Genomic DNA, 23,571 nt, shown 5'->3' on the forward strand with positions numbered 1-23,571 from the left:
GGCGGGAGAAAGGCCGGGAGACGGAAAAAGGATCCGGCCTAGCATTGTTGTCCGCACAACTGTTGCATGGACAACAATTATTCCCTCCTGGAACCAACATGATCTCCCATGCAACCTCCCCACGATAAAGTTCCGCTCGGGGCCCTCATCTCCATCATCCACCGGACGCACCACATCTTCATCGACGAGCAGATGAAGCGGTTCGGCCTCTCGTCGGGACAACTCTTCACCCTCATCCACCTCGCCCACGAGCAGGGCATCACCCAGGACACCCTGGTCCGCCGCTTCCGCGTCGACAAGGGCACCGTCGCACGGGCCGTGCGGAGGCTGGAGGACGCGGGCTATATCAGCCGCACTGTCGACCCCGACGACCGCCGGGCCGTTCAGATATTCCTGACAGACAGAGGGGAGGAGATCGTCCCGGAGACCATCAGGATCGACCGGGAGTGGGAGGAGGAGGTATTTGCAGGACTCACCGACGAGGAGCGCAGACAGGCAGAGGCTCTCCTCAGAAAAATAGCACACAACAGCCTCAGGCTCGCACAGACAGGCGGGGACACAGACTATGCACAACACTGGCACGAAAAACTCTGAACGGACAGGAACGACAGCAGGCGTCACCCTCCTCACCGGCGATCCGAAAAAGGCGATCATCAGGCTCTCCATCCCGATGATCGCGGCGATGCTCCTCTTCTCGACCTACAACCTCGCCGACGCCGTCTGGGTCGCGGGCCTGGGCTCGGACGCCCTCGCAGCCGTCGGCTTCATGACCCCGGTCTTCATGATCCTCTCCGGCCTCGCCGTTGGCCTCGGGGCAGGCGCCTCCTCCGCGGTCGCCCGCCGGATCGGCGCGGAGGACAGGGCAGGTGCGGATAACACCGCAGTCCACGCCGTCCTCATCGCCCTCGGCCTTGCAGCCCTCCTCACCCTACCCCTCATCCTCCTCGCGGGGCCGGTCGCCGCCCTCCTCGGCGCCGGGGAGATCGCCGAACTCGCGGCGGCGTACGGCCAGACTCTCTTCGCCGGCACGGTCTTTGTCCTCTTCACCAACATCGCCTATGCGATCCTCCGGGCCGAAGGGGACATGAAGAGGACGATGTACGCGATGGGTGCCTCGTCGGTCCTGAACATCGTCCTCGACCCCATCTTCATATACGGCGCGGGGATGGGCGTCGCCGGTGCGGCCCTCGCCACTGTCATCTCCATCGCGGCCGTCTCCGCGGTGCTCGTCTACTGGCTCTTCGTCAGGAAGGACACCTATGTCTCTCTCTCACGGGAAGCATTCTCGCCTGACTTCCGCGTCATCAGGGACATCCTGGGCGTCGGCCTCCCGGCAAGCCTGGAGTTCTTCCTGATGTCGGCCCTCGCGATCATCATCAACGGCCTCCTGGTGCAGGTCGCCGGCACCGACGCAGTCGCCGTCTACACCACAGGCTGGCGGGTCGTGATGTTCGGGATCATCCCCTTCGTCGCCATCGGCACCTCGGTGGTCTCGGTCACCGGGGCCGCGTACGGTGCCAGAAAATACGAGAAGCTCAGAACAGCCCACACCTTCTCCATCGGCCTCGGGATGGTGATCGCCCTCGCGATGAGCGCCATAACATGGCTCTTCGCCCCGCAGATAGCCCTCATTTTCACCTACTCCCCGGAGAGCGCCCACCTCGCCCCCGCGATCACCGCCTTCCTGATGACGATGTGCTTCTTCTACCCCTTCGTCCCGCCGGGCATCATGTCTGGCTCGATCTTCCAGGGAACAGGGAAGGGCACGACCTCCCTCGCGATCAGTTTCCTGAGAAACCTCCTCTTCATCGCTGTCTCGGCATGGGCGCTCGCGGTCCCCCTGGGCATGGGCGAAGCCGGGGTCTGGTGGGGCATCGTCGCGGGCGACATTCTCGGCGGGATCGTCGGCTTCCTCTGGGCGCGGCTGTACATCGCGCGGCTCATTGCCACTGGAAAGGGGCCGGACACCGCATAACCCTTTTTGTCCCGGCCCTGACAGAACCCTCCCACGGCGCAGACTCTGGCATGCTATCGTCCTGCAGGACAGACCCGATCAGGCGGCACACACCGCGGAACCCTTATCTGCACGGACGGCGACATGATCCGCTCCTGCCCGGTACCACCCGGGCACACTCAGGAAGGGCACGGCCCCTGTTTTCCTGAGACGTTTGCATGAACACCATCTGATTTGAAGGATACGTATGACAGAAAACACCACAATCACCTCCCACCCAGATGCAAAAATGACAGAACGGCAGGACGCGATCACTGAAGGTGTGGCCGTCCTCACCGGCGACCCGAAGAGAGCCATCGCACAGATTGCCGGCCCGATCATGGTTGCCATGCTCTTTCAGGCCGTCTACAACCTTGCCGACGCCGTCTGGGTCGCAGGCCTCGGTTCGGACGCCCTCGCCGCCGTCGGCTTCGTCACCCCGATCTTCATGATCTTCATCGGCCTGGGGAGCGGCCTGGGGGCAGGCGTCACCTCGGCCGTTTCGCGCCGCATCGGCGCAGGAGACAGGGCAGGAGCGGACAACGCCGCGATGCACGGCATCGCCATCGTCCTGGTCCTCTCGGCTATCGTCACTCCCGCCCTCCTCCTCTTCCTCGAACCCCTCGTCCTCGCTCTGGGGGCCGGGGAGACCGCGGGATATGCCATAGAATACGGCCTCATCATCTTTGCCGGAACCGTATTCATCCTCTTTGCCGACATTCTCTATGCCATCTTCACGGCCGAAGGGAACACACGGAGGACGATGTACGCCGTCGCCGCTTCCGCGGTCCTCAACATCGTCCTCGACCCCATCCTCATCTACGGCGCCGGCATGGGTATTGCCGGTGCGGGGTGGGCGACTCTCATCTCGATGGCCGCCGTCTGCGCCCTCCTCCTGTACTGGTCTCTGGTCAGGAAGGACACCTATATCGCCATCAATTGGGGACGCTTCTCCCCGAACGGGCACACGACCATGGACATCCTCACCGTCGGCATCCCTGCAAGCCTGGAGTTCGTGCTGATGTCTGCCGCCGCGATCGTCATCAACAGCCTTCTGGTGCAGGTCTCCGGCCCTGATGCCGTCGCCGTCTATACCGGCGGGTGGCGGATCGTCTTTTTCGCCCTGATCCCGTTCATCGCCATGTCCATCGCCGTCGTCTCGGTAGCGGGCGCGGCCTACGGCGCGAGAAAGTATGACAAACTGAAGGTCGCCCACTCCTTCGCGGTTCAATCGGGCATCCTCATCGGCCTCGGCCTCTCCCTCCTCACCTGGTTCCTCGCGCCCTTCATCTCCTGGATCTTCACCTACTCGGCCGGGAGCACGCACCTTGCAGGAGGGATCACCGCCTTCCTGATGACGATGTGCTTCTTCTACCCCTTCATTGCACCGGGCATGATGTCGGCCGGGGTCTTCGAGGGAACGGGAAGGGGCATCTTCGCCCTTGCCGTTGAGTTCCTCAGGAACCTTGTCTTCATCGCCGTCTCGGCATGGGCGCTCGCGGTCCCCCTGGGCATGGGGGAGGTCGGGGTCTGGTGGGGCATCGTCGCAGGCAACATCCTTGGCAGCATCGCCGGGTACCTCTGGGCGCGTTTTTACATCGCGCGGCTCATCGCCATAGGAAAGGGACCGGAGACCGCATAACCCTTTTTTACCCCAGCCCCACGTCCAGCACCATCATGACCACAAACCCCACCAGGGCGCCCATCGTGGCGAGGTCGGCATGGCCGTGCCCCTGGGACTCAGGGATCACGTCCTCGACGACCACGAAGATCATAGCGCCCGCGGCAAAGGCGAGGGCATAGGGGAGGAGAGAGGCCGCGACGATGACGGCGGCCGCACCGACAAGTGCTGCGACAGGTTCGACGGCCCCTGATAACTGTCCGTACCAGAAGCAGCGGAGGGGGGAGAGGCCCTCCTGCCGCAATGGAACGGAGACGGCCATCCCCTCGGGAAAGTTCTGGATGCCGATGCCGAGAGCAAGAGCGAGGGCGGCGGCAAGGCTTGCGGTCGGGTGGCCGGCCGCCAGGGCGCCGAAGGCCACTCCCACAGCAAGTCCCTCAGGGATGTTGTGGATGGTGATGGCGAGGAGGAGGAGGGTGCTCCGGCGCCAGGACGTCTCCGGCCCCTCGGTACGGGAGAGGCCCGGGTGCAGGTGGGGGAGGAGCATGTCCACCCCCCTGAGACAGATCCCGCCGGCAAGAAACCCTGCCGCTGCGGGTATCCACTCGGGCAGGCCGGTGCCGGCCGACATCTCGATCGCCGGCAGGAGGAGAGACCAGAAACTGGCGGCGATCATCACGCCCGCGGCAAAACCCAGCATCCCGTCCAGCACCCTCCTGTCGACCTCGCGGGTCAGGAAGACGGTTGCCGCACCGAGAGCGGTCAGCGCCCAGGTGAAGAGGCCGGCAAGGAGTGCCTGCACCACCGGGTCAAGGGCCTGGAACTGCTCCATCACCATGTCTCACCCCCCTCCTTCATGCCACAACCTCCCGGGGCGGTCGGGCGTTTCACGCGCCCGGGGATAAGGGTTGTGACGCCCCGCCCCGATCCATCACCTCGATATACCCTGCCTCACAGAGATCAGAGGGAGAGGCGAGATCATGCTCGGAGAAAGAGTCCTGGACGAGATCAGGAAATTTGTAGAGTCGAAAGAGAGCATCCGCGCCATGGTCCTGACCGGTTCCTGGGCGCGGGGCGAGGCGACGGAACAGTCTGACGTCGACGTCTTTCTGGTCACCGCGGAGGAGAGGGAGACCGTCTTTTCCGATCTGGCCGCCGACCTCAGCGGGGTGCAGGACGTCCTCGCCCCGATCCCGGAGAAGAGGGTCTTTTTCCTGGGGGACGGTTACCTGAAGGCCGAGGTCACGGTCATCCCCGCACTCGCGGAGATGGAGGGGTTGTATCGGGCGTCGCGTATCAGGGACCCCTCGCGGTCCGTGCCTGTCGATAAGGACGGGACGGCACGGGCGACCGTCGCCGGATGGTGCTTCGACGGCAGGGAAAGCGACCTCTCCTCCCTGACCGCCGTGGCCGCCGAAGAATTTCTCGAAGGCTTCGAACTCGCCTCCCGGTACGCGGGGAGGGGCGACGCCTACCGGTTCTACCACACGTACAACGAGGCCCTCGCGGCATATGCGGCCCTCCTGGTTCTGAAGCAGGGGTCTGCCGCCCACATCGACCTGCCACGGGATCTCGTCGAGGGAATGGGGCCGGCAGGGAGAGAGGCGTTCCGCGCCCTTGCCGGGAGCCTGGACCTCTCCGACGCCCCTGGACTCCTGCGGGATCTGGCAACGGCATTCGGAGAGACCTATGCCGGCGTGTATACAGCGGTCACCGGCCTCCCCAGGGCGCCTGAGACCATCGCACGCTGCACAGGCAGGTTCCTGCAGCGGGACAGGATAACATAGCGGCAGATTTTATATAGCGCCGGCACCCAGGGGCAGACAGGTCCGCCCCGCCATGAAGATCTGCCCGCGATGCAGTTATTCCAACCAGGACGACAGGGAGGTCTGCACCCGCTGCGCGTGCGACATCAGCGACAGACGCCCGCTCCGTACGGTGAGGGAGTACCTCTTGGAGAACGCATCTCTTTTTGTCGTGCTCGGCGTCTTCGGCGCCCTTGCTTTCTACCTGACCGGCCTCCTCTCGAAGACGACCGACCCGATAAACACCGTCCAGATCGCCGGCGACGTCGCCCTCGGCGGTGAGGCAGTGCCCTCGAATGTTTCCTTTGCCGGGAATGTCACGTACATCGCCCGGACCGTGGAGGCGGGAGGGGACTCCTTGAACATACTCCTGAACCTCAACCTCGGGCAGATCATGGAGTTCTCCGTGATCTGCGCCTATGTCATCCTCTTCATCGTTTCCTATGCGGTCCTGAAGGAGGCGGTCCAGACCATCGACGCAAACAGGAAAGAAAACAACTTTTCCGGGTACCTCTCCCTCATCCACCACAACTTCTCCATCATCATCTTCGTCATCACCTTCGCGTATCTCCTGGCAAACCTCCTCGTCTTCCTCATCCTGACATACACCCTCCCGATCACCAACTTCATCCACTTCCTCGCCGGCAGTGCCACGGTCCTCGTCTGCTTCGAGATCAGGGACAACATCATCTCGCGCCACTGGAGCCCGATACGGCAGGAGTTCGTCCAGGTGGCCATCATCTCCGCCACCATCGTCCTCCTCGTCCTCTCCTTCGAGTTCCTCATCAACACCGTCATCCTCCCGGTCCTCGTCTCTCTCGGCATCTCGGAGTCGGTGATGGTCGCGGTCTCCCTCTTCCTGGTCACCGACGCCATGATCATCATCTTCACACTGATCCTGATCCTGGCCCTTTTTCTTGCCCTCCTCTCCTGGAAGATCGTACAGGCTATCAGGGAGAGGGTGCGGGGTGCGTGGCGGGAGAGGTGATAACCGTCGCCCGGCACGGTGCAGAATGACAATATTTATCGGATAAGGGCATACCGATCCAGTAACAATTGTGAACCCGCCCGCGGAGGGCAGAGAGGAGCGAAGAGACGTGAACGTTCGGGTCAGAGCATTTGCACAGTTGCGTGAGGCCCTCGGGGCCGACCGCACAATGGACGTCCCGGCGGGGACGACGATGAGTACCCTGCTCGCCCTGCTCGGAGCAGAGTCGGTGCAGGCAAAAGAGGCACTTTTCGAGGAGAACGGCGACCTGAAGGGCCACGTGATCCTGATGAAGAACGGGAGACGAGTCCCGCGGTCTGAGGGAGGTACAAACGCCCTCAGCGAGGGGGACGAGGTCGCCCTCTTTCCACCGGTCGCCGGAGGATGACGAATGAGACTGAACTCCTGCAAAAAAGCCTACAGGCACGAGACCCAGCGGACTGTCCCCCCAGAGGAGACGCTTCAGCGGGTCAGGGAAAAACTCCCGGCCGCCGGGATCACGCGGGTCGCAGACATCACGAACCTCGACCGCATCGGCATCCCGGTCTTCTCCAGCATCAGGCCGACGGCCGGAGACGGCGCCATCTCGGTGTACAACGGTAAAGGGGCGACGCCGACCGAGGCCGAGGTCTCCGCGATGATGGAGGGGATAGAGCGCTACTCGGCCGAGATGGACGGCATGCCAACCCTGACCGGGACATACAGGGAGATGCAGAGGGAAGGCAACCCCATCGACCCGGCAGATCTCATCCTCCCGCCGTACGCAGACCCGGAGAGGTGCATCCCCTGGGTCAGGGGCTATGACATCGCCGGCAACGAGGACGTTCTCCTCCCGGCCCATGCCGTTTTCCATCCCCTCGGGCACGAGCACGGTGACCTCTTCAGGACCAACACGAACGGCATCGCCTCGGGCAACACCCGCGAGGAGGCGATCTTCCACGCCCTCATGGAGATCGTGGAGAGGGACGCCTGGTCCCTGGTCGAGGTGACCAGGAACACCGGCCCCGCGGTCACCGGCATCAGTGACGGGATTGCGGGTGACCTCCTCGCAAAGTTCGCCGCGGCAGGCGTCGAGGTCCACCTCAAGGACATCACGAGCGACATCGGCATCCCGACAATGGCGGCGGTCGCCGACGACGTGGTGCTCAAGGACCCGGCCCTCCTGACGATGGGGATGGGCACCCACACGAACGCCGGCATCGCGGTGCTGCGGGCTCTCACCGAGGTGGCCCAGAGCCGCCTCACCCAGATCCACGGCGCACGCGAGGACACCGACCAGGCCGACTTCAGGAAGAAGATCGGCTACGAGAGGACGAAGAGGCTGAACAAATACTGGTTCACGGACGACGGCGAGGAGGAGATCGACACGGTCCCGTCCTTCGACTCAGACGACTTCCTCACCGACATCGGCCATGTCGTCGGTCGCCTCAGAGAGGCAGGGATGAACAGAGTGATCGTCACCGACCTGACGCGGGCGGAGATCGGCGTGCCTGTGGTGCGGGTGGTCGTGCCCGGCCTCGAAGTCTTTGCGATGGACAGGGAGAGGGCAGGAGCGCGGTGCCGGCATGCCGGAGATCATCGTCTTTCTCGGTCCGAGTCTTAACGTGGAGGAGGCCCGCGTCATCCTTGACGCGGACTTTCGTCCCCCGGCCGCACGCGGCGACATCAAGGCCGCGGCCGACGAGGGGGCGCGTATCATCGGTCTCATCGACGGGGTCTTCTTCCAGGCGTGCTCGGTCGCCCACAGGGAGGTGCTCTATGCCCTCCGCAAGGGGGTGAGGGTCCTCGGCGCGTCAAGCATGGGGGCCCTCAGGGCCGCAGAACTCGACAGCCTCGGCATGGAGGGGGTGGGCGAGGTCTACCAGGCGTACAGGGACGGGACCCTCGTCTCGGACGACGAGGTCGCCCTCGTCTTCGACCCTGAGAGCGGGACGCCCCTCTCCAAACCCCAGGTCAATATCAGGTGGACGATCAGGAAGGCCGAAGAGGAAGGAGTGATCGACGCGGCAGAGGGTGCGGCTCTTCTGGAAGCGGCGAAGGCCCTCTATTTCCCTGAGCGGACGTACGAGGCCGTCTGCGACGGGGCGACAGCGGCGATCGGAGAGGAAAAGGCCGGGCGATTCCTCGCCTTCGCCCGCACAGACGGCGTCGATAGGAAGAGGGAGGACGCTGTACTCTGCCTCCGCCGTATCAGGGAGATCGCGGGGCAGGGTTAGCCGTGCACATCGATCTCGACCTCGATCCCTCCTGACGCCGCAAAGACAAGGTTATAGATGACGGCGGCGATGCACCCGCCGATGAACCAGACGATCGCAAAGACAAACGCACCGGCCACGGCGCTCAGCGCCACCGCCCCAACCGAGGCGATCGTCCCCATACTCATCCCCGGAATGATACCGAGTCCGGTGACAAGACCGGACAGAAGCCCGTAGATCGCTCCCAGCACGGCGAAAAACATCCCGACAGAGACCACGCCGAGCCTTTTGACGGTAATGATCTGTTGTGTCATCTGCATGACTCCGCAGGGGGATGATGCACCGGGGGATATAATCATTGGGTCGGGGGAGTTTTTGCTCGGGAACGGCTGGAGTTGGAGTTTTCGGGGAATATTTACAATGATCTTGAGCTCGCTATCTTTCGCAACCCGAAAACCTATGATTTACTAACTCAGGAGAATTCCTGTTCTGGCATGCTTATGCCGGGGGACTACCGCACCCCTCAGCGAAAACCTTCGGTTCGTGGCACATCGAAGATGTGCCCGAATAGGAAAATCTTCGATTTCCATACATGGCACATGGAACATTTGCCTGCTCAGAGAATCCTTGATTCTCTGTGTTCTCGAACTCGCTGACGCTCGTTCAGCGAAGGTCTTGACCTTCTTGACCTCACTCCGTTCGGTCCTCAAAGACTTCATCTTCTTGACCGTGCTACCGCTCGTTTCTTGAAAATCAAATATATTCTCATGCACCCTTCAGTCGCACCGCCGGACCCCGGCCATGAGGATGGAGACGGAGATGATATTTTCCCTTTTTCGAACTCTGTAGAAACACCCATCCACTAGTCGATGAGTCTCCTGATCCACAGAGGTGACGAGTGGATCAACACCCCTCCCCCTCAATTGAGACCGGGCACTTCAGAAAAGGATTTCTACACAGCCTTTTTTCGAATGATCGATCGCCGCAGATGATCGTCCTATCTTCCCTGGCATGAATATTTCTGTATCTCCAGCACCCCTCACACCACCTTCATTTCCCAGAGACGGCGGCCGGAGATCCCTTTTTTTTCGAGGTGCTCCAGTTCGTGCGCTACATTGAACGCGGTCGACCCTTCGTAGGCGAACTCCAACCCGGTCACCTCTTCGGCAGCGATCTCACTCCTCTCCGGGTCGACACGCACCCGCACCGCCCTGTCGGCCCGGACCCTGATCCTGAATGGCCTTGTCACGATGAGCCTCTCGGCCTCGTTCCCACACTTTTCAAGGCGAGAGACGGCCCCCTCCTCTGAGAGGACAGTGGGGTTCAGCAGGAGGGTGACCTCTTCGAGAGTAACGCCGGTCTTCGTCCTCTCATCCCAGAGCGTCCTTTTCCGGACGACAGAGACGGACCGCCCTTCCTCTGTCGCGTAACTCCATGCCCCACCAAAGCGCAGGGAGAAGAGGAGGGGCAGGATCGTCTCGGCAGGGAGGCCGAACCTCGCTGCAATGTCTCTTTCAGCTGCAAGATACGCGAGAACCTCCCGCATGTCCCCGGGCCCGCAGACAGGCATGTGAGGGCAATCGTATCTCTGGCAGAAAAAAGGTTCGGTTGACAGAGATGCCATGGTGGCACTCCCTCTCGGACCCCTGCAAAATATATACCGCAAAACCCTGTATGAAGGACCATGAAACTCGCACCGGCCCTTGCCGCCCTGGTGATCACAGCCTTCATCGCCGGGTGTGCCGGCGGCCCGCCTCTCAGGCCGCCCGAGGTCACGGTGACAGGCATCACCGTCACCGGCCTCACCCTGGAGAGCATGGACCTGGAGGTCATCCTTGCCGTGGACAACCCGAACCCCGTGGGGGCGACGATCCAGGACGTGTCCGTGAATGTCTCCTACTCGAAGAACGGAAGAGAAGTGTTCCTCGGGTCAGGGAGAGGTGAAGAGATATCTATCCCGGCACTCAACAGGACCGAGGTCGTCATCCCGGTCACCATGGACAACCTGGCCATGCTCTCCGCGGCCAGCACCCTGATCCTCTCCGGAGAACTGGAGGTGACGGCAGAGGGTACGATGACCGTTGATGCAGGCATCGTCTCATTCGACGTCCCCTTCGGGAAGACGACGACGGTCTCGGTCAAGGGGAAGTAGGGCCATGCCTGCGGCCGCAAGCCTTATCAGCACCCCCCGCCCCTCTTCCCCGTGCAGCCTGCAAGCGGGATCGCCCGGCCCCTTGACCTGTCCTATCAGACGAACCGCACCATAGTCCTCCTCGCCCTGGCCGCCCTCCTCGTCTCGGCCACAGTATTGGCCCTCGCCGGCACAGGCATAGTGGAGACATTGATACGCGGCTCTGCCGCCGCTCTCGCCGTCTTTCTTGCCTGGGCCCTCTGTCGGGAGGTCGATCCCGACCACGAAGTCGCCGCCCTGCTAGCGGCGGTCATGACGACCGGCGCCCTCCTCATTCTGCCTATCCCCGACATCCTCACCCTGCTCTGGGCCCTCCTCGTCATCAGGGTCGTGAACAGGACGACCGGCCGTGCTGCCACGACGACCGACCTTGTCCTCGTCTTCCTCCTCACCCTGTGGCCCCTGTCACGGGGCTTTCTCCCGGCAGGCCCCATCGCCGCTGCGACATTCTTCCTTGATGGCCGATTGAAGGATCCCGCACGGAACCGTCTCCCCTTTGCCGCCGTCGCTCTCCTCGCCACGGCGGTCGCACTCCTTGCAACGCCCGTACACCTCGACATACCCTCCCCCGCGGCAGGCATCGGCATCGCCGCCGCGACTGTCCTGTTCATCCCGGCCATCGCCGCCTCAAAGACCGTTCATTCAAGAGAAGACAGCGGAGACCGACCCCTCGACCCGGGGAGGGTGATGACCGGGCAGGGCATCGCCCTGACCACGGGGGTATCGGCCGCGACAGCCGATCCCGGAGCACTCGCACCCATCTGGGCGGCGATCCTTGCCGTTGGGCTCTGGCACGCCGGCCTCGCCGTGCAGGGGAGGTGACCCGCAGCATATATATCATGCAGCAGACAGTAGAGGCATGCTCGGATCACTCCTCGGGATCGTCCTCGCCGTCCTCGTCGCGGTGCTGCTGTACTACTTCGTCAAAAACGTCTTCGCCCTGGTCATCAATGCCGTCCTCGGCGTCATCGTCCTCTTCCTGATCAACCTCTTCAACCTGATGGGACTCTTTGGCAAGCCCGACATCCCGATAGACATCATCACGATCCTGATCAGCGCTCTTGGCGGGATTATCGGCGTGATCATCGTCGTCGTGCTCCACCTGCTCGGCGTCCCCCTGTGACGCCGGTTCGGAGACGGCACCGAAACGCAGGAGGACGGGACAGTCCGCGTCCAGGCAAACCGGTAGATTTATATTTTTATTTTTAAAAGGCAGATGCGATAATCATGCCCTTTATATATTACGGCCAGGGTGTGGCCGATTGGTACGACGACTTCCTGGAACGCCTGGTATCCCATCTCGCCCTTGAAGGGACCGAGATCACCGACGAGAAGAGGAACGGCCAGACCGCCACGATGGACGTCAAAAGGACAGGCGAACAGGGGACACTGCTGGTGGCGCCGTCCGAGAAGAACGTGAAGGTCACCTACACCGTCGTCCGGGAGAAAAAAGAGGTCGCACGGGGCCTGATGGGAGCCCTCGTCGGTGCCGGGGTCGGGAGCGTCCTCGGCGGCATCATGCGGCGCGAGGAAGGGAGCATCACCGACGCCCTCGGCGGGGCCGCCGCCGGCGGGGCGTACGAGGCGTATCATGGATACGAGGACTCACGCGAGGACAGGACCGCCTTCGCCGCCCTCCTTGCAGAGAAGGTGAAGGAGGTGGAGGACGAGATCTGGGAGATCAAAAACGCCCAGGCAGAGGCACAGGAGGCGGCCCGCGAGCGGACACGGGAGAAGAGGGCCGAAGTCGAGGCCGAGGAGGACGAGGTCAGGGCCGAACTCGAGGAGATCTCCGGCGACCTGCTGACGCTCAGGGAGGAGATCGATCTTCTCGAAGAGGACGGGCAGAAAGGGAAGGTGAAAAAGGTGCGGGCACGGACCGAACGGGCCGAACGCTTCTATACCGAGGCCGAAGACGCGTGCGACGGCGGCGAGTACGGTGCGGCCAGGTCGAAGATCCGGGCGGCACGCTCGATGATCGAAGGGGCGATGGCGGCACTTGAGGAGGAGTGACCGTCACCCATGGAACCCAATATCAAGACCGCTGTCTGCGGTGTGATCTGCGACGAGTGCGAGCACCGGCAGGAGTGCGGCGGATGCGACCATGTACAGGGGCGGCCCTTCTGGACGGCTTTTGTCGGCGCCGAGATCTGCCCGGTGTATGCCTGTTGCACGGGCGAACGGCACTTCGCCCACTGCGGCGAGTGCCCGGACCTGCTCTGCGAGCGTTTCACCCGGTACAGGGATCCGGACGTGGGCGAGGAGGAGGCCAGGGCCGGGCTTGAGACGAGGAAGGCGCGGCTCCTCGCCAGAGGGAAATAGAGAGGCTTTCCTCAGCCCTTCCTCTCAAGGTTCCGGCGCGCCGTCTCGGCGACCTCGCCGATCGCCTTCTCCAGTTCGGCGCCGGCCGCTCGCGCCTTCTTCTCCAGGTGGTCGCGTCCCTCTTTTGTCCCGAAGAGGTGTTTGCCGAGGTGGACGACGTCGTCGATCGCTTTTTTCACCGAAGTCGAGGCCTCGTGCACCATCTCATCCACCTGCGGGGCCTTCGGCGTTTCAGGGGCCTCCGGGGCGGCCGCGGGTTCTCTGTCCTCGATCCACCGGCCTGATTCAAAGTGTCCCTTCTGTTCGCTCATGGTTCTCAGGGATAGGTTTCCGCGGGGGAAATAAAAAGGGATGCATGGTGTTCCCGGCCAGGAACAGGGGCAGGCCTCAGGAGTGGATGACCAGGTTTACGATGATCGCCACCGCCAGGACACAGGCCACCTCCTGGCAGAAGACATGATCTATCATCAGATCCGGGGATTGTTACTGCACAGGATATATTTTTCGAAAAATATTGCACCATATAGACAATAAGCACCATCAGAGACATAAAATCAGACAAAACACGAATCAAAAAGTATATCTTCAGTCCGAACGATCGGGAGACACAGGGATACGATGGGACAGGACCTCCTGAAACTGGGGATCGGATCGGCATGGGCGGCGGCAGGCTGCCTCCTCCTTATCGGGCTCGGCAGTTATGCCATGACCGGGAGGGCCGAGGTGCTGGCCAGGTACATCTCCTCTCTCTGCGTCGTCACCGCCCTTATTGCAGCATGCAGCGGCATTGCCCTGACAGGCAGGGCATATTTACGAAGATGATCACTGGATATTCGAGATCCGCCCCTTGATCTCGTCGAGACTGCAGTGCTTCAGTTCCATCAGGGCTGAGAGGACCGCATCAGAAAATATGAGGGACGTCATCTCGAAGAGCGTTCCGAAGGGAGCGAATTCAGGAGAGACGGAGCGATACTGTCCGGTGAGTTGCCGCACCTCGTACTGTCCGGGAGTCTCGGGAACAGGCGGCGCCGCCACGCCAAGGTCCACGACGATCTCGGCGATCCGGCCGAGGGTCGAGTCGGGCGTCGCAGTAAGGAGGCAGACCCGGCCGCCGAGGGCCTGCGCCGTTTCGCAGAACTCGACGATCGAGTGCGTCTCCCCTGACCCGGAGAAGGCGACAAGGAGGTCGCCCTTGCGCAGGGCCGGGGTGATCGTCTCCCCCACCACATAGGCCTCCATCCCGAGGTGCATCAGCCGCATCGCAAACGCCCGGGCGACAAGGCCCGACCGCCCGGCACCCACCACATAGATCCTCTGTGCCGCAAGAATGGCGTCGACAAACGCGCCCGTCTCGGTATCGTCAAGAACTCTCGCCGTCTCGCCGATCTTGTCGGTCATGAGGAGCATGAGGTCGGTGATACTGTAGCATCCCTCTGGCATCACCATCCCTTCGACCGCCCCCCACATCAGCGTGCCGGTTCTTCAATCGCCTCCTTCTTGGCCTCTTTTTTCGCCCGGTAATCCTTGATCGCCTCGTGCAGGGCGTCGGCCGCCAGGTTCGAGCAGTGCATCTTCACCGGCGGCAGGCCTTCGAGTTCGTCGGCGACGTCCTGCCGCGTGATCTTCAGCGCCTCGTCGATATGCTTCCCTTTCGCCATCTCGGTGACCATGCTCGCGGTGGCGATCGCCGACCCGCAGCCGAAGGTCTTGAACTTGATCTCGGTGATCACGTCGTTCTCCACCCTGATCGAGACCTGCATCAGGTCCCCGCAGACAGGGTTTCCCACCGTCCCGATGCCATCGGCGTTCTCGATATCACCGACATTGCGGGGGTTCATGAAGTGGTCCATCACTTTTTTTGAATAGCCGATCTGCGGCCTGTCCTCCATATCCCACACCTCCATACATTACAGGGGAGAGATCGATCGCAGCCTCGTCACCGTCTCCTTCATCGCTCGGCCGACGAGGGGCACGTCACCCATGGTATTCGACCGCCCGAGGCTCATCACCACCGACCCATGGGCCTCCTCATGCGCGAGGCCGATGGCCAGGAGCACATGGGACGGTTCCAGGGTCCGTGAGGTGCAGGCCGAGCCTGTCGCCACCTGGATGCCGAAGAAGGTGTCCAGGTTCAGGAGGATGCTCTCCCCCTCGATCCTCGAGAACCTGAAACTCGCGTGGTTCGGGAGGCGGAAGTCGGGGTGGCCGGTGAGATAGGAGTCCTCAATCGTCAGAACCTCCTCGATCAGACTGTCCCGGACCACCTTCTCCCGTGCCATCTCATCCTCCATCTCCAGGGCGGCAATGCGTGCCGCTTCCCCCATCCCCGCAATCGCAAAGACGTTCTCGGTCCCCGACCGCAGGCCCTTCTCCTGCCCGCCACCCGGCATTACGGTCTGGACCTTCACTCCAGGCCTGATGTAGAGCGCCGACGCACCCCTGGGCCCGCCGAGGTCATTGCCCGAGAGGGTCAGGAGATCGATCCCGTCCTTCTGCACGTCGATCGGGATCCGGCCCGCGGCCGCCGTGGCATTGACATGGAGATACGCCCCCTTCTCGTGCACGATCGCGGCCGCCTCCCTGATCGGCTCCACGGTCCCGATCTCGTCGTTCGCATAATGGACCGAGACGACTGTCGTCTCAGGCGCGAGGTGCTCCTCCAGGAAAACGAGGTCGACGACCCCGTACCGGTCCACGGGCACGAAACCCAGGTCGAACCCCTGCTTCTGGAGATCTTTGGCCGGGTTCAGGACAGAGACGTGCTCAATAGCACTGACAAGGATGCTTTTTCCTTTTTTCCGGTTCCTGAGGGCCGTCCCCCTGACCGCCAGATTGTTGGACTCGGTGGCGCTGCCGGTAAAGACGATCGTGGACGGCGTTTCTGCATGGACCAGGGCGGCCACCCGCACCCGTGCCTCTTCCACCGCCTGCTTCGCCGAAAGGCCGAGCGCGTACAGGGACGAGGGGTTGCCGTACTCCTCCTTCAGGTATCGCCCGGCAAAGGCAAGGACGCGGGGGTCGACAGGAACAGACGACGCATGATCCAGATAGACCATCCTCCCCTCCCTCAGAAGGTCATCACCGCGTCGGCGTCCAGGGCCAGGTCGTTGAGAGTCGCACCGCCGGCGATGGTCCCTTCAGGGATGAAGTCTCCCCTCGGAACCCCGAGGAGTTGCGTGCTCTGTTCGCAGATGTAGATCTTCACCCCCGCGTCGACCGCCTGCCGCATCGCCTCTGCAAGCGTCGGGAAGGCCCCGATCCGGATCTTCTCGGCCTCGCCTCTCCTGACCGCGGTGATCCCCTTGATCATGAAGAATATCGCCGCTTCCACTCCCATTGCTGCGGCGGTCGCCCCCAGGATAAAGGGGGCGTACAGCCTCTCGGGCGTGTCTGTCCCGCTTGTCTGGACATAGAGTATCTTTGCCATTTTTCCGCCTCACTTCGTCCTTCGGATATAAAACGTCAGAATTCCCTCTTCTTTTTCCAATTTCACAATCTCATGGCCCATCCGTTTCGCCCACCGCGTGATGTCCTCCTCCGCGGCCGGGTCGTCGGCCTCTACCTTAAGAACCTCACCCACCCCGATCTTCTCGATCTCCTCCTTTGTGCGGGCGATCGGCATCGGGCAGTAGAGGCCGATGCAGTCGAGTTCTCGGTCTGGCGTGATCTCTTCGGTCACCCTCTCCCCTCCGCTATTGCAGTCCGCCCATGATGCATGACACAGTCCCCCTGTTCACCCGTCGGTGGATGCCGGCACGGATATACCTAACCCATGGTGGGCAGAGTGCACGGAGAGTACAATTACGAAAAAACCCCGGAAAGGATATTGCCCCCGGACTCATGGCGAGCAGTGCGGATCCCCCGACCCCACCCCTGTGGCGCCGTGGCAGACGCGCCCGGACCAAATACGCCAGGATCTGCCTCCAATCCGGGAGTCATACCACCCATTCAGGGCCATATCAAGGAGATCCGGCGATACGGGCGTACCGGAGTCTGCGTGCAAAACAGGATGAAATTCGGCAGGACTCAACGCCCCGGGGCCAAGCGTATGAGCTCAGGTAATGTTCTCCCCTTCCCGGTCCCCCTGATACCAGGGAGAGAAAGGGAGAGAGGCAGGGAATCGTTCCGATATCGGGCTCTGCGGATATCCTCCAGAGCCAAAAAAGAGAGAAACCGCCCCTCATGTCGGGACGGCGAACTTCTTCTCGATCTGGTTGGCGGTGATGGTCGTCACCGTGACCAGGAAGAGGTAGACGACCGCGATCACCGCAAAGGTCTCGTTGAAGAGGAAGTACTTCGTCGCCACCAGTTTTCCGGCCCCGGTCAGTTCGATGGCCGTGATCATGAACGCGAGTGAGGAGTACTTGATCAGGTAGATGAACTCGTTCGTCATCCCCGGGATCGCACGGCGGAGGGCCTGCGGGAGGATGATATACCAGATCGACTGCCAGCGGCTCATGCCGAGGGCCTGGGCGGCGATCATCTGCCCTTCCTTCACCGAGAGGAGGGCACCCCTGATATACTCAGAATTATAGGCCGAGTTGCAGAAGACGAACCCGATCACTGAGGCAAGGATGGGAGAGAGCCTGATCCCGAGAGACGGGAGTCCGAAGTACAGGATGAAGAGGAGCAGGAGGAGCGGACAGCCCTTGATGAAGGCGACATACCCCCGCAACAGCAGCGAGAGCCAGCGGCCCCCGTAGGTTCTCCCGAGGGCGACGCCGATCCCGAGGATGGCACCGAAGGGCGCCGCTGCCACGATCAGTTCGAGGGTCACGATCAGCCCTTCGAAGAGGGCCGGCAGGAGGATCGTTGTCAGAAAGACGAAGGTGTCCATTTTCTCGCCGTTCAGTCCCCGTTATAGTCTCTGAACTTCCCGATGAAGTTCTTCGTTCTCGTAAACGCCGCGTCGTTCATGAGCTCTGCAGGGGAGCCGCGCTCCGCAACCTTGCCATGCTCCATAAAGAGCACCTCGTTTGCCACCGACAGGGCAAAGCCCATCTCATGAGTGACGACGAGCATCGTCATGCCCTGGCGTGCGAGGTTCTTCATCACTTCGAGCACCTCGCGGGTCAGTTCCGGGTCGAGGGCCGAGGTCGGTTCGTCGAAGAGGATCACGTCGGGGTCCATCGCAAGGGCGCGGGCGATCGAGACGCGCTGTGCCTGACCGCCGGAGAGTTCGGCAGGGTAGTGGTCGGCCCAGTCCTCCATGCCGACTCGCCGTAACTCCGCAAGCGCCTTCTCGCGGGCAGACGCGGCGTCCATCTTCTTCACCTTCAAGAGCGCAACCTCCACGTTCCGCACCGCGGTCAGGTGGTCGAAGAGGTAGAAGTTCTGGAAAACCATCCCGATCTTCTGCCTGAAGTAGTTGATGCGGGCGCCGGAGTTCGTCACCTCCTCGTCGTTCAGGAAGACGCGGCCCTGGTCAGGCAGGGTCAACTGGTTGATGCACCGCAGGAGCGTGCTCTTGCCCGTGCCGGACGGCCCGATAAACACCTTCGTCTCCCCCTTCCGCACATCGAAGGAGACGCCCTTCAACACCTCCCGGTCGCCATACGCCTTGTGGATCCCTTCCACGCGGAGGATATACTTGTCTGCACCCATTTTTACAGAGCTCCTTTTCCAAATCCGGGGATGCTGGTCTTCTTTTCAAGCACGTTGAGCGCCTTCATGCCGGCATAGTTCAGGAGGATGTAGACCCCGGCTATGGCCAGATAGATGGGCATCGTGATGTAGGTCTGCGCCACCATGTATGTCGCCCGTGTCAGGAGTTCCTGCACCCCGATTGCATAACAGATGGCCGTATCGGTCAGCACCGTCGGGTACTCGTTCGACCATCCGGGCAGGGCGATCCGCATCGCCTGCGGCAGGATGATGTGCCGGATCGCCTGAAAGCGGGTCATGCCCAGGGACCGCGCCGCGGTCATCTGCCCATCGCTGATCGACTGGATCGCACCCCGGAAGATCTGGGATTGGTACGCCGCCCCGCGGAGACCGAGTACCACGACGGCCACCAGCAAGGGGGGAACACCGCTCATGTTCAGAGACGGGAAGATGCCGAAGAAGAAGAGGAAGAGGAGCACGATCACCGGCAGACCCCTGAAGAACCAGACATATACCGAGATCACACTTTTTATCAGCCTGTTCCCGTAGATCTGGCCGAGAGCCATGGGAAGGCCGAAGATCAGCCCAACCCCAAGAGAGGCCAGGACAAGACCAAGTGTTTCCAGGAGACCCCAGAAAAGGTAGGGGATCCAATCCAGCAGGATAGATATGAAGTCCATGTTCAGTCCCTATCGGCCGTGTCCAGGATCGGCCTGACCCTTAGAATTCTGGAAATGGTTTCGAATACTCATACTTTGCCCGCATTTAAGAAAAGGTTTGGGGTTTGCCGTTGCGGTCGGTTGGCAAAAAAGGGATGATGGCGGGGATACCGCCTCATTTCATCTCGTATTTCTCAAGGAGTTCCTGCCACTTCGGCGAGGCCATCAGTTCGGTGAGTCCCTCATTGATGGTGGTGAGGAGTTCGGTGTCATCCTTGCGGATGGCGACGCCGTAGTTCTCGCCGGTGTAGATCTCGCCGATGATATGGGCGGGCTTGCCCTCGATCGCACTCAGGTGGGGGGGCCGGTCATAGACCGTGGCATCGATCCTCTCGTTAACGAGGTCGGTGATGGCCAGCGGGAAGTTGTCGTAGAGTATCAGGTTCTTCTTCGGCATCTTGCCGGTCGCAATCAGGTTCTCCTCGACCCAGTAGGCGCCGGTCGTCCCGCGCTGGGCACCGATCACGGCCTTGCCCGCCTCGATGTCGGCCATCGTAACGGCGGAGTTGTTGCGGATGGCAAAGGACTGGTTGATCGTCAGGTACGGAATGGAGAAGTTCACCGCTTCCAGGCGCTCGGGGGTGATGGTCATGCCCGAGTAGACCATGTCGATCTTGTGGGCATTGAGTGCCGGGATGATACCGTCCCAGTCCATCGGCTGGATCTTCACGCGGAAGCCCTTCTTCTCAGCGATCCACTGGATAGACTCGACATCGAGACCGGTGATCGTGCCGTCCTTCTGGATGGATGCATAGGGCGGGTACGCCCCGTCGACACCGACCACATAGAGGGGCGTCTCATTGGCGCCGCTGGTTTCAGAACCCGGGCCCGCAGGAGTCTGGCTACCGGTACAACCTGCAAAACAGGTTGCAACGGCGAGCACAAGCACCAGCAGGACACCGTACATCTTCGCGTTCATTGATGATGAGTTAGGCATGAGGTTAATTTATCCTTTATGACTTGATGAGAGACAGGCCCCGCCAGGCAGCAGGGGAGAGGAACAGAGAGATTGTCCGAAGATATGGCAAATTGTGCGATATAAACATAAATAAACAGATATTTGAAGAGCAATGAGCAGAAAATCACGCGAAAAAGAGGGGGAAGAAAGGGTCAGTCTGAGGCCTTCTTCTCTGCTTCCACGCCATTGCAATTCCTGAGGGCGTACGAGACGAGGACAGAGAGGACAGGGAGGACGATGACCACCGCCCAGCCGACGAGGTTGGCAAGGAGAGGGTAACTGCCGTCGCCATAGGGGTTGGCGATCCCGTCGATAGTGTTGAGCACGATGGCGGTCCCGAGGAAAAGCGGGAGGACGACCCAGATACAGAGGTCCCACCAGCGCCCGACCTTCCAGTCGGAGAACCTGTTGACGAACTCGCGCATCTTCGGGGCGCCGTAGATATAGCCGATGACAATAGCCTCGCAGAGGCCGATGAAGAGGATCAGGAAGTTGTTGATGTAGTGGTCGATGATGTCAAGCCAGTACAGACCTGCATTGGTCATGAAGAGCAGGCCGACCGCAAAGGCGGCGACGCAGATGATCGCGTTGAGGGTGCCGCGCGACAGCCGGGTATAGTCGGCGATCCCCGCGCTGACCGCCTCGACCAGGGAGAAGGCCGAGTCGATGCCGAGGGTGACGAGCATTATGAAGAAGAGAACACCGAAGAGTTCGGGCAGCACCGGGAGAGCGCTGATGATGGCCGGGTAGGTCACGAACGCAAGTTCGATCCCGCCCTTCACAACCTCGGTCACGGCGACGCCGTTGACATGGGCGAGGTAGCCGAGGGTTGCAAAAACGGCGAGGCCCGCGACGAACGAGGTGACGCTGTCGGCGATCGCGATGATGACGCCGTTCTTCACGACGTCTGAATTATCGCCGAGGAAACGGGAGTACGCGATGACGATCGCCATCGCAACGGACATCGAGTAGAAGACCTGCCCATATGCCGCAATCCAGACGCCCGGGTCAAAGAGTGCCGAGAATTGGGGTGTGAGATAGTAGGCAAGTCCGTCCATCGCACCCGGGAGGGTGACGCCGCGGACGACGAAGACGAGGAGCAGGATCCAGGGGAGGGTGACAGTGATCCAGACCATCTTCTCGACCGACTTAACGCCCTTGAAGATCGCGAAATAGATCCAGAGCCATGCGAGGACCGCACCGGCAAGGACAAAGAGGTTCACCGTTCCGAAGGAGAAGACAGAGTCGGATATCATCAAGAAGTCGTTGTAGAAGAACGCTCCCGGGTCAGATCCCCAGGCAAGGGAGAGGGAGAAACCCGCGTAGTCGAAGCTCCATGCGACGATGATCGCGTAATAGGTGACGATCAGGAAGGCCATGAATACGGCGACCCAGCCGAGAGCGTCGAAGCCCCTTCCGAGCAGACGTTTGAACGCCAGGGGGGGCCTGCACGGGTTCGGTAGCCGACGCCGGTCTCCAGGATCAGAAGGGGAATGCCGGCGGTCAGGAGGGCGATGAAGTAGGGGATGAGGAATGCACCGCCGCCGTTATCATAGGCGACATACGGGAAACGCCAGATATTCCCGAGGCCAACGGCAGAGCCGACGACCGCGAGGATAAACATGGTCCGTGAACTCCAGTACTGATTGTCTGCCATAAATATACCGGAAAAGAGGTTTTCGTCACACTACGATAACAATTCTGATTTTACCCGGTTAAACAGAGAAAAACAGGGAGTTCATCTCCCGGAAAAACCCGGGATGGCAAGTTTCTTCTCCAGGACGCCGGCCGCGACCGTCGCAATGCTGACAAGGATCAGGTAGAAGATCCCGACGAGGGTAAATGCCTCGAAATAGACGAAGTACTTCGCGGCGACGATCTTCGCAGCCCCGGTCAGTTCCGTGACCGTGACCAGGTACGCGAGGGAGGAGTACTTGATCAGGTAGATGAACTCATTGGAAACACCAGGGATCGCACGGCGGAGGGCCTGCGGGAGGATGATGTACCGGATCGCCTGCCAGCGGCTCATCCCGATGGCCTGGGCTGCGATCATCTGCCCCTCCTTCACCGAGAGGAGGGCGCCCCTGATATACTCGGAGTTATATGCCCCGTTACAGAGGATGAAACCGATCACCGCCGCCACAAAGGCCGGGAGGGTGATGCCGAGAGACGGGAGTCCGAAGTACAGGATGAAGAGGAGCAGGAGGAGCGGACAGCCCTTGAAAAAGATGATGTAGCCGCGACAGAGGCCGGAGACGATCGGGCCGCCGTACGTCCTGCCGACGGCGATGGCGATCCCGGCCATGAGGCCAAAGGGGGCGGCAAGGGCGATCAACTGGAGGGAGACGATCCCGCCCTTCAGGAGGGCGGGGAGAAGGACCTCCGTAAAAAAAGCAACGTCAGTCATTCTCTTGTCCAGAACCTTCTCCGAAATCTCCGAACTTCCCGATGAACTTCCGCATCCGTGCAAATGCCGGGTCGTCCCTGACCTGTGCAGGGGAGCCGCGTTCGGTGATCTTCCCGTGCTCCATGAACAGGATCTCATTTGCCACCGACAGGGCAAAACCCATCTCATGAGTGACGACGAGCATCGTCATCCCCTGGCGTGCGAGGTTCTTCATCACCTCAAGCACCTCGCGGGTCAGTTCGGGGTCGAGGGCCGAGGTCGGTTCGTCGAAGAGGATCACGTCGGGGTCCATCGCAAGGGCGCGGGCGATCGAGACACGCTGCGCCTGACCCCCGGAGAGTTCGGCAGGGTAGTGGTCGGCCCAGTCCTCCATGCCGACACGACGCAGTTCAGCAAGAGCTTTCTCCCGCGCCGATGCGGCGTCCATCTTCTTCACCTTCAGGAGGGCGACCTCCACGTTTCGCACCGCGGTCAGGTGGTCGAAGAGGTAGAAGTTCTGGAAAACCATCCCGATCTTCTGCCGGAAGTAGTTGATACGGGCACCGGAGTTCGTCACCTCCTCGTCGTTCAGGAAGACGCGGCCCTGGTCGGGCAGGGTCAACTGGTTGATGCACCGCAGGAGCGTGCTCTTGCCTGTCCCCGAAGGACCGATGAACACCTTCGTTTCCCCCCTCCGCACATCGAAGGAGACGCCCTTCAGCACCTCCCGGTCGCCATACGCCTTGTGGATCCCTTCCACGCGGAGGATATACTTGTCTGCACCCATTT

Annotated in this window: 31 protein-coding genes; 14 read left to right on the plus strand and 17 right to left on the minus strand. The window is 61.5% G+C overall.

Annotated features, from left to right (window positions below):
- Positions 1-108 precede the first annotated feature (108 nt).
- The 3 genes from BP869_RS04305 (at position 109) to BP869_RS04315 (ending at position 3,635) form a co-directional block, all read left to right on the plus strand.
- A complete protein-coding gene (locus BP869_RS04305) occupies positions 109-594 on the plus strand; it encodes a MarR family transcriptional regulator (RefSeq protein ID WP_342677201.1) in 486 nt (161 codons plus the stop codon).
- A complete protein-coding gene (locus BP869_RS04310) occupies positions 566-1,975 on the plus strand; it encodes an MATE family efflux transporter (RefSeq protein WP_342677203.1) in 1,410 nt (469 codons plus the stop codon). Before BP869_RS04305 ends, BP869_RS04310 begins: the two co-directional genes overlap by 29 nt.
- Before the next feature lie 268 nt (positions 1,976-2,243).
- Positions 2,244-3,635, plus strand: coding sequence for an MATE family efflux transporter (locus BP869_RS04315; protein WP_342677205.1), 1,392 nt, complete (start codon positions 2,244-2,246; stop codon positions 3,633-3,635).
- Positions 3,636-3,642: 7 nt separating this feature from the next.
- Here BP869_RS04315 and BP869_RS04320 read toward each other — a convergent pair whose 3' ends face one another.
- Positions 3,643-4,452, minus strand: a complete 810-nt coding sequence (locus BP869_RS04320) for a ZIP family metal transporter (RefSeq protein ID WP_342677207.1) — start codon at positions 4,450-4,452, stop codon at positions 3,643-3,645.
- 142 nt (positions 4,453-4,594) lie between these two features.
- Here BP869_RS04320 and BP869_RS04325 point away from each other — a divergent pair, with 142 nt between their 5' ends.
- The 5 genes from BP869_RS04325 (at position 4,595) to BP869_RS04345 (ending at position 8,623) form a co-directional block, all read left to right on the plus strand.
- On the plus strand, positions 4,595-5,401 hold the full coding sequence (locus BP869_RS04325) for a nucleotidyltransferase domain-containing protein (RefSeq protein WP_342677209.1): 807 nt from the start codon (positions 4,595-4,597) through the stop codon (positions 5,399-5,401).
- 52 nt (positions 5,402-5,453) lie between these two features.
- On the plus strand, positions 5,454-6,407 hold the full coding sequence (locus BP869_RS04330; protein WP_342677211.1) for a hypothetical protein: 954 nt from the start codon (positions 5,454-5,456) through the stop codon (positions 6,405-6,407).
- 109 nt (positions 6,408-6,516) lie between these two features.
- Positions 6,517-6,795 carry a ubiquitin-like small modifier protein 1 gene (locus BP869_RS04335; RefSeq protein WP_342677213.1) on the plus strand — a complete coding sequence of 93 codons (279 nt, stop codon included), beginning with the start codon at positions 6,517-6,519 and terminating at the stop codon, positions 6,793-6,795.
- A 3-nt stretch (positions 6,796-6,798) separates the two neighbouring features.
- A complete protein-coding gene (locus BP869_RS04340; protein WP_342677215.1) occupies positions 6,799-8,010 on the plus strand; it encodes a YcaO-related McrA-glycine thioamidation protein in 1,212 nt (403 codons plus the stop codon).
- Positions 7,973-8,623 carry a TfuA-related McrA-glycine thioamidation protein gene (locus BP869_RS04345; RefSeq protein ID WP_342677217.1) on the plus strand — a complete coding sequence of 217 codons (651 nt, stop codon included), beginning with the start codon at positions 7,973-7,975 and terminating at the stop codon, positions 8,621-8,623. Before BP869_RS04340 ends, BP869_RS04345 begins: the two co-directional genes overlap by 38 nt.
- Here the strand turns inward: BP869_RS04345 and BP869_RS04350 are convergent.
- Entirely contained in the window at positions 8,620-8,916 is a 297-nt protein-coding gene (locus tag BP869_RS04350) for a hypothetical protein (RefSeq protein ID WP_342677219.1), read from the minus strand. The genes BP869_RS04345 and BP869_RS04350 overlap by 4 nt on opposite strands.
- 725 nt (positions 8,917-9,641) lie before the next feature.
- Positions 9,642-10,148 (minus strand): RimK/LysX family protein, encoded by a 507-nt coding sequence (locus BP869_RS04355; RefSeq protein ID WP_342677221.1) that lies wholly within the window; start codon positions 10,146-10,148, stop codon positions 9,642-9,644.
- Between the two features lie 138 nt (positions 10,149-10,286).
- On the opposite strand from BP869_RS04355, the gene BP869_RS04360 reads away from it, so the two are divergent.
- The 5 genes from BP869_RS04360 to BP869_RS04380 all read left to right on the plus strand — a co-directional run bounded on the left by BP869_RS04360 (position 10,287) and on the right by BP869_RS04380 (position 13,115).
- A complete protein-coding gene (locus BP869_RS04360) occupies positions 10,287-10,754 on the plus strand; it encodes an LEA type 2 family protein (protein ID WP_342677223.1) in 468 nt (155 codons plus the stop codon).
- Positions 10,755-10,805: 51 nt separating this feature from the next.
- The gene (locus BP869_RS04365; RefSeq protein ID WP_342677225.1) at positions 10,806-11,615 is read left to right on the plus strand and encodes a hypothetical protein; all 810 of its coding nucleotides are present in this window, start codon (positions 10,806-10,808) and stop codon (positions 11,613-11,615) included.
- A gap of 37 nt (positions 11,616-11,652) precedes the next feature.
- Complete coding sequence (locus BP869_RS04370; protein WP_342677226.1) at positions 11,653-11,916, plus strand: pro-sigmaK processing inhibitor BofA family protein; 264 nt, start codon at positions 11,653-11,655, stop codon at positions 11,914-11,916.
- Between the two features lie 104 nt (positions 11,917-12,020).
- A complete protein-coding gene (locus BP869_RS04375) occupies positions 12,021-12,806 on the plus strand; it encodes a hypothetical protein (RefSeq protein WP_342677228.1) in 786 nt (261 codons plus the stop codon).
- Between the two features lie 9 nt (positions 12,807-12,815).
- Entirely contained in the window at positions 12,816-13,115 is a 300-nt protein-coding gene (locus BP869_RS04380) for a DUF3795 domain-containing protein (RefSeq protein ID WP_342677230.1), read from the plus strand.
- A gap of 11 nt (positions 13,116-13,126) precedes the next feature.
- Here BP869_RS04380 and BP869_RS04385 read toward each other — a convergent pair whose 3' ends face one another.
- Positions 13,127-13,426 carry a hypothetical protein gene (locus BP869_RS04385; protein WP_342677232.1) on the minus strand — a complete coding sequence of 100 codons (300 nt, stop codon included), beginning with the start codon at positions 13,424-13,426 and terminating at the stop codon, positions 13,127-13,129.
- 307 nt (positions 13,427-13,733) lie between these two features.
- Between BP869_RS04385 and BP869_RS04390 the strand changes: the two genes are divergently transcribed.
- Positions 13,734-13,937, plus strand: coding sequence for a hypothetical protein (locus BP869_RS04390; protein ID WP_342677234.1), 204 nt, complete (start codon positions 13,734-13,736; stop codon positions 13,935-13,937).
- Here BP869_RS04390 and hxlB read toward each other — a convergent pair whose 3' ends face one another.
- The 13 genes from hxlB to BP869_RS04455 form a co-directional block, all read right to left on the minus strand.
- Positions 13,938-14,555 (minus strand): 6-phospho-3-hexuloisomerase, encoded by a 618-nt coding sequence (gene hxlB / locus BP869_RS04395; protein ID WP_342677237.1) that lies wholly within the window; start codon positions 14,553-14,555, stop codon positions 13,938-13,940.
- Positions 14,556-14,581: 26 nt separating this feature from the next.
- Positions 14,582-15,004 (minus strand): Fe-S cluster assembly scaffold protein NifU, encoded by a 423-nt coding sequence (gene nifU / locus BP869_RS04400; protein WP_342677238.1) that lies wholly within the window; start codon positions 15,002-15,004, stop codon positions 14,582-14,584.
- 18 nt (positions 15,005-15,022) lie between these two features.
- Positions 15,023-16,171 carry a cysteine desulfurase family protein gene (locus tag BP869_RS04405; RefSeq protein WP_342677239.1) on the minus strand — a complete coding sequence of 383 codons (1,149 nt, stop codon included), beginning with the start codon at positions 16,169-16,171 and terminating at the stop codon, positions 15,023-15,025.
- A gap of 11 nt (positions 16,172-16,182) precedes the next feature.
- Positions 16,183-16,542, minus strand: coding sequence for a DsrE family protein (locus BP869_RS04410; RefSeq protein ID WP_342677241.1), 360 nt, complete (start codon positions 16,540-16,542; stop codon positions 16,183-16,185).
- Positions 16,543-16,551: 9 nt separating this feature from the next.
- Entirely contained in the window at positions 16,552-16,794 is a 243-nt protein-coding gene (locus BP869_RS04415) for a sulfurtransferase TusA family protein (RefSeq protein ID WP_342677243.1), read from the minus strand.
- Between the two features lie 501 nt (positions 16,795-17,295).
- A complete protein-coding gene (locus BP869_RS04420) occupies positions 17,296-17,952 on the minus strand; it encodes an amino acid ABC transporter permease (protein ID WP_342677245.1) in 657 nt (218 codons plus the stop codon).
- 11 nt (positions 17,953-17,963) lie between these two features.
- Positions 17,964-18,719 (minus strand): amino acid ABC transporter ATP-binding protein, encoded by a 756-nt coding sequence (locus BP869_RS04425; RefSeq protein ID WP_342677247.1) that lies wholly within the window; start codon positions 18,717-18,719, stop codon positions 17,964-17,966.
- 2 nt (positions 18,720-18,721) lie between these two features.
- The gene (locus BP869_RS04430; RefSeq protein WP_342677249.1) at positions 18,722-19,399 is read right to left on the minus strand and encodes an amino acid ABC transporter permease; all 678 of its coding nucleotides are present in this window, start codon (positions 19,397-19,399) and stop codon (positions 18,722-18,724) included.
- 154 nt (positions 19,400-19,553) lie between these two features.
- Complete coding sequence (locus tag BP869_RS04435) at positions 19,554-20,375, minus strand: ABC transporter substrate-binding protein (RefSeq protein WP_342677251.1); 822 nt, start codon at positions 20,373-20,375, stop codon at positions 19,554-19,556.
- A 173-nt stretch (positions 20,376-20,548) separates the two neighbouring features.
- The gene (locus BP869_RS04440; protein ID WP_342677253.1) at positions 20,549-21,775 is read right to left on the minus strand and encodes a hypothetical protein; all 1,227 of its coding nucleotides are present in this window, start codon (positions 21,773-21,775) and stop codon (positions 20,549-20,551) included.
- On the minus strand, positions 21,763-22,053 hold the full coding sequence (locus BP869_RS04445; RefSeq protein ID WP_342677255.1) for a hypothetical protein: 291 nt from the start codon (positions 22,051-22,053) through the stop codon (positions 21,763-21,765). Before BP869_RS04445 ends, BP869_RS04440 begins: the two co-directional genes overlap by 13 nt.
- Positions 22,054-22,134: 81 nt before the next feature.
- Positions 22,135-22,803, minus strand: a complete 669-nt coding sequence (locus BP869_RS04450; RefSeq protein ID WP_342677257.1) for an amino acid ABC transporter permease — start codon at positions 22,801-22,803, stop codon at positions 22,135-22,137.
- On the minus strand, positions 22,796-23,569 hold the full coding sequence (locus BP869_RS04455) for an amino acid ABC transporter ATP-binding protein (RefSeq protein ID WP_342677259.1): 774 nt from the start codon (positions 23,567-23,569) through the stop codon (positions 22,796-22,798). The genes BP869_RS04450 and BP869_RS04455 overlap by 8 nt, the downstream gene beginning before the upstream one ends.
- Positions 23,570-23,571: the final 2 nt, after the last annotated feature.

The sequence above is a fragment of the Methanofollis sp. UBA420 genome, from assembly GCF_002498315.1.
GTDB lineage: Archaea > Halobacteriota > Methanomicrobia > Methanomicrobiales > Methanofollaceae > Methanofollis.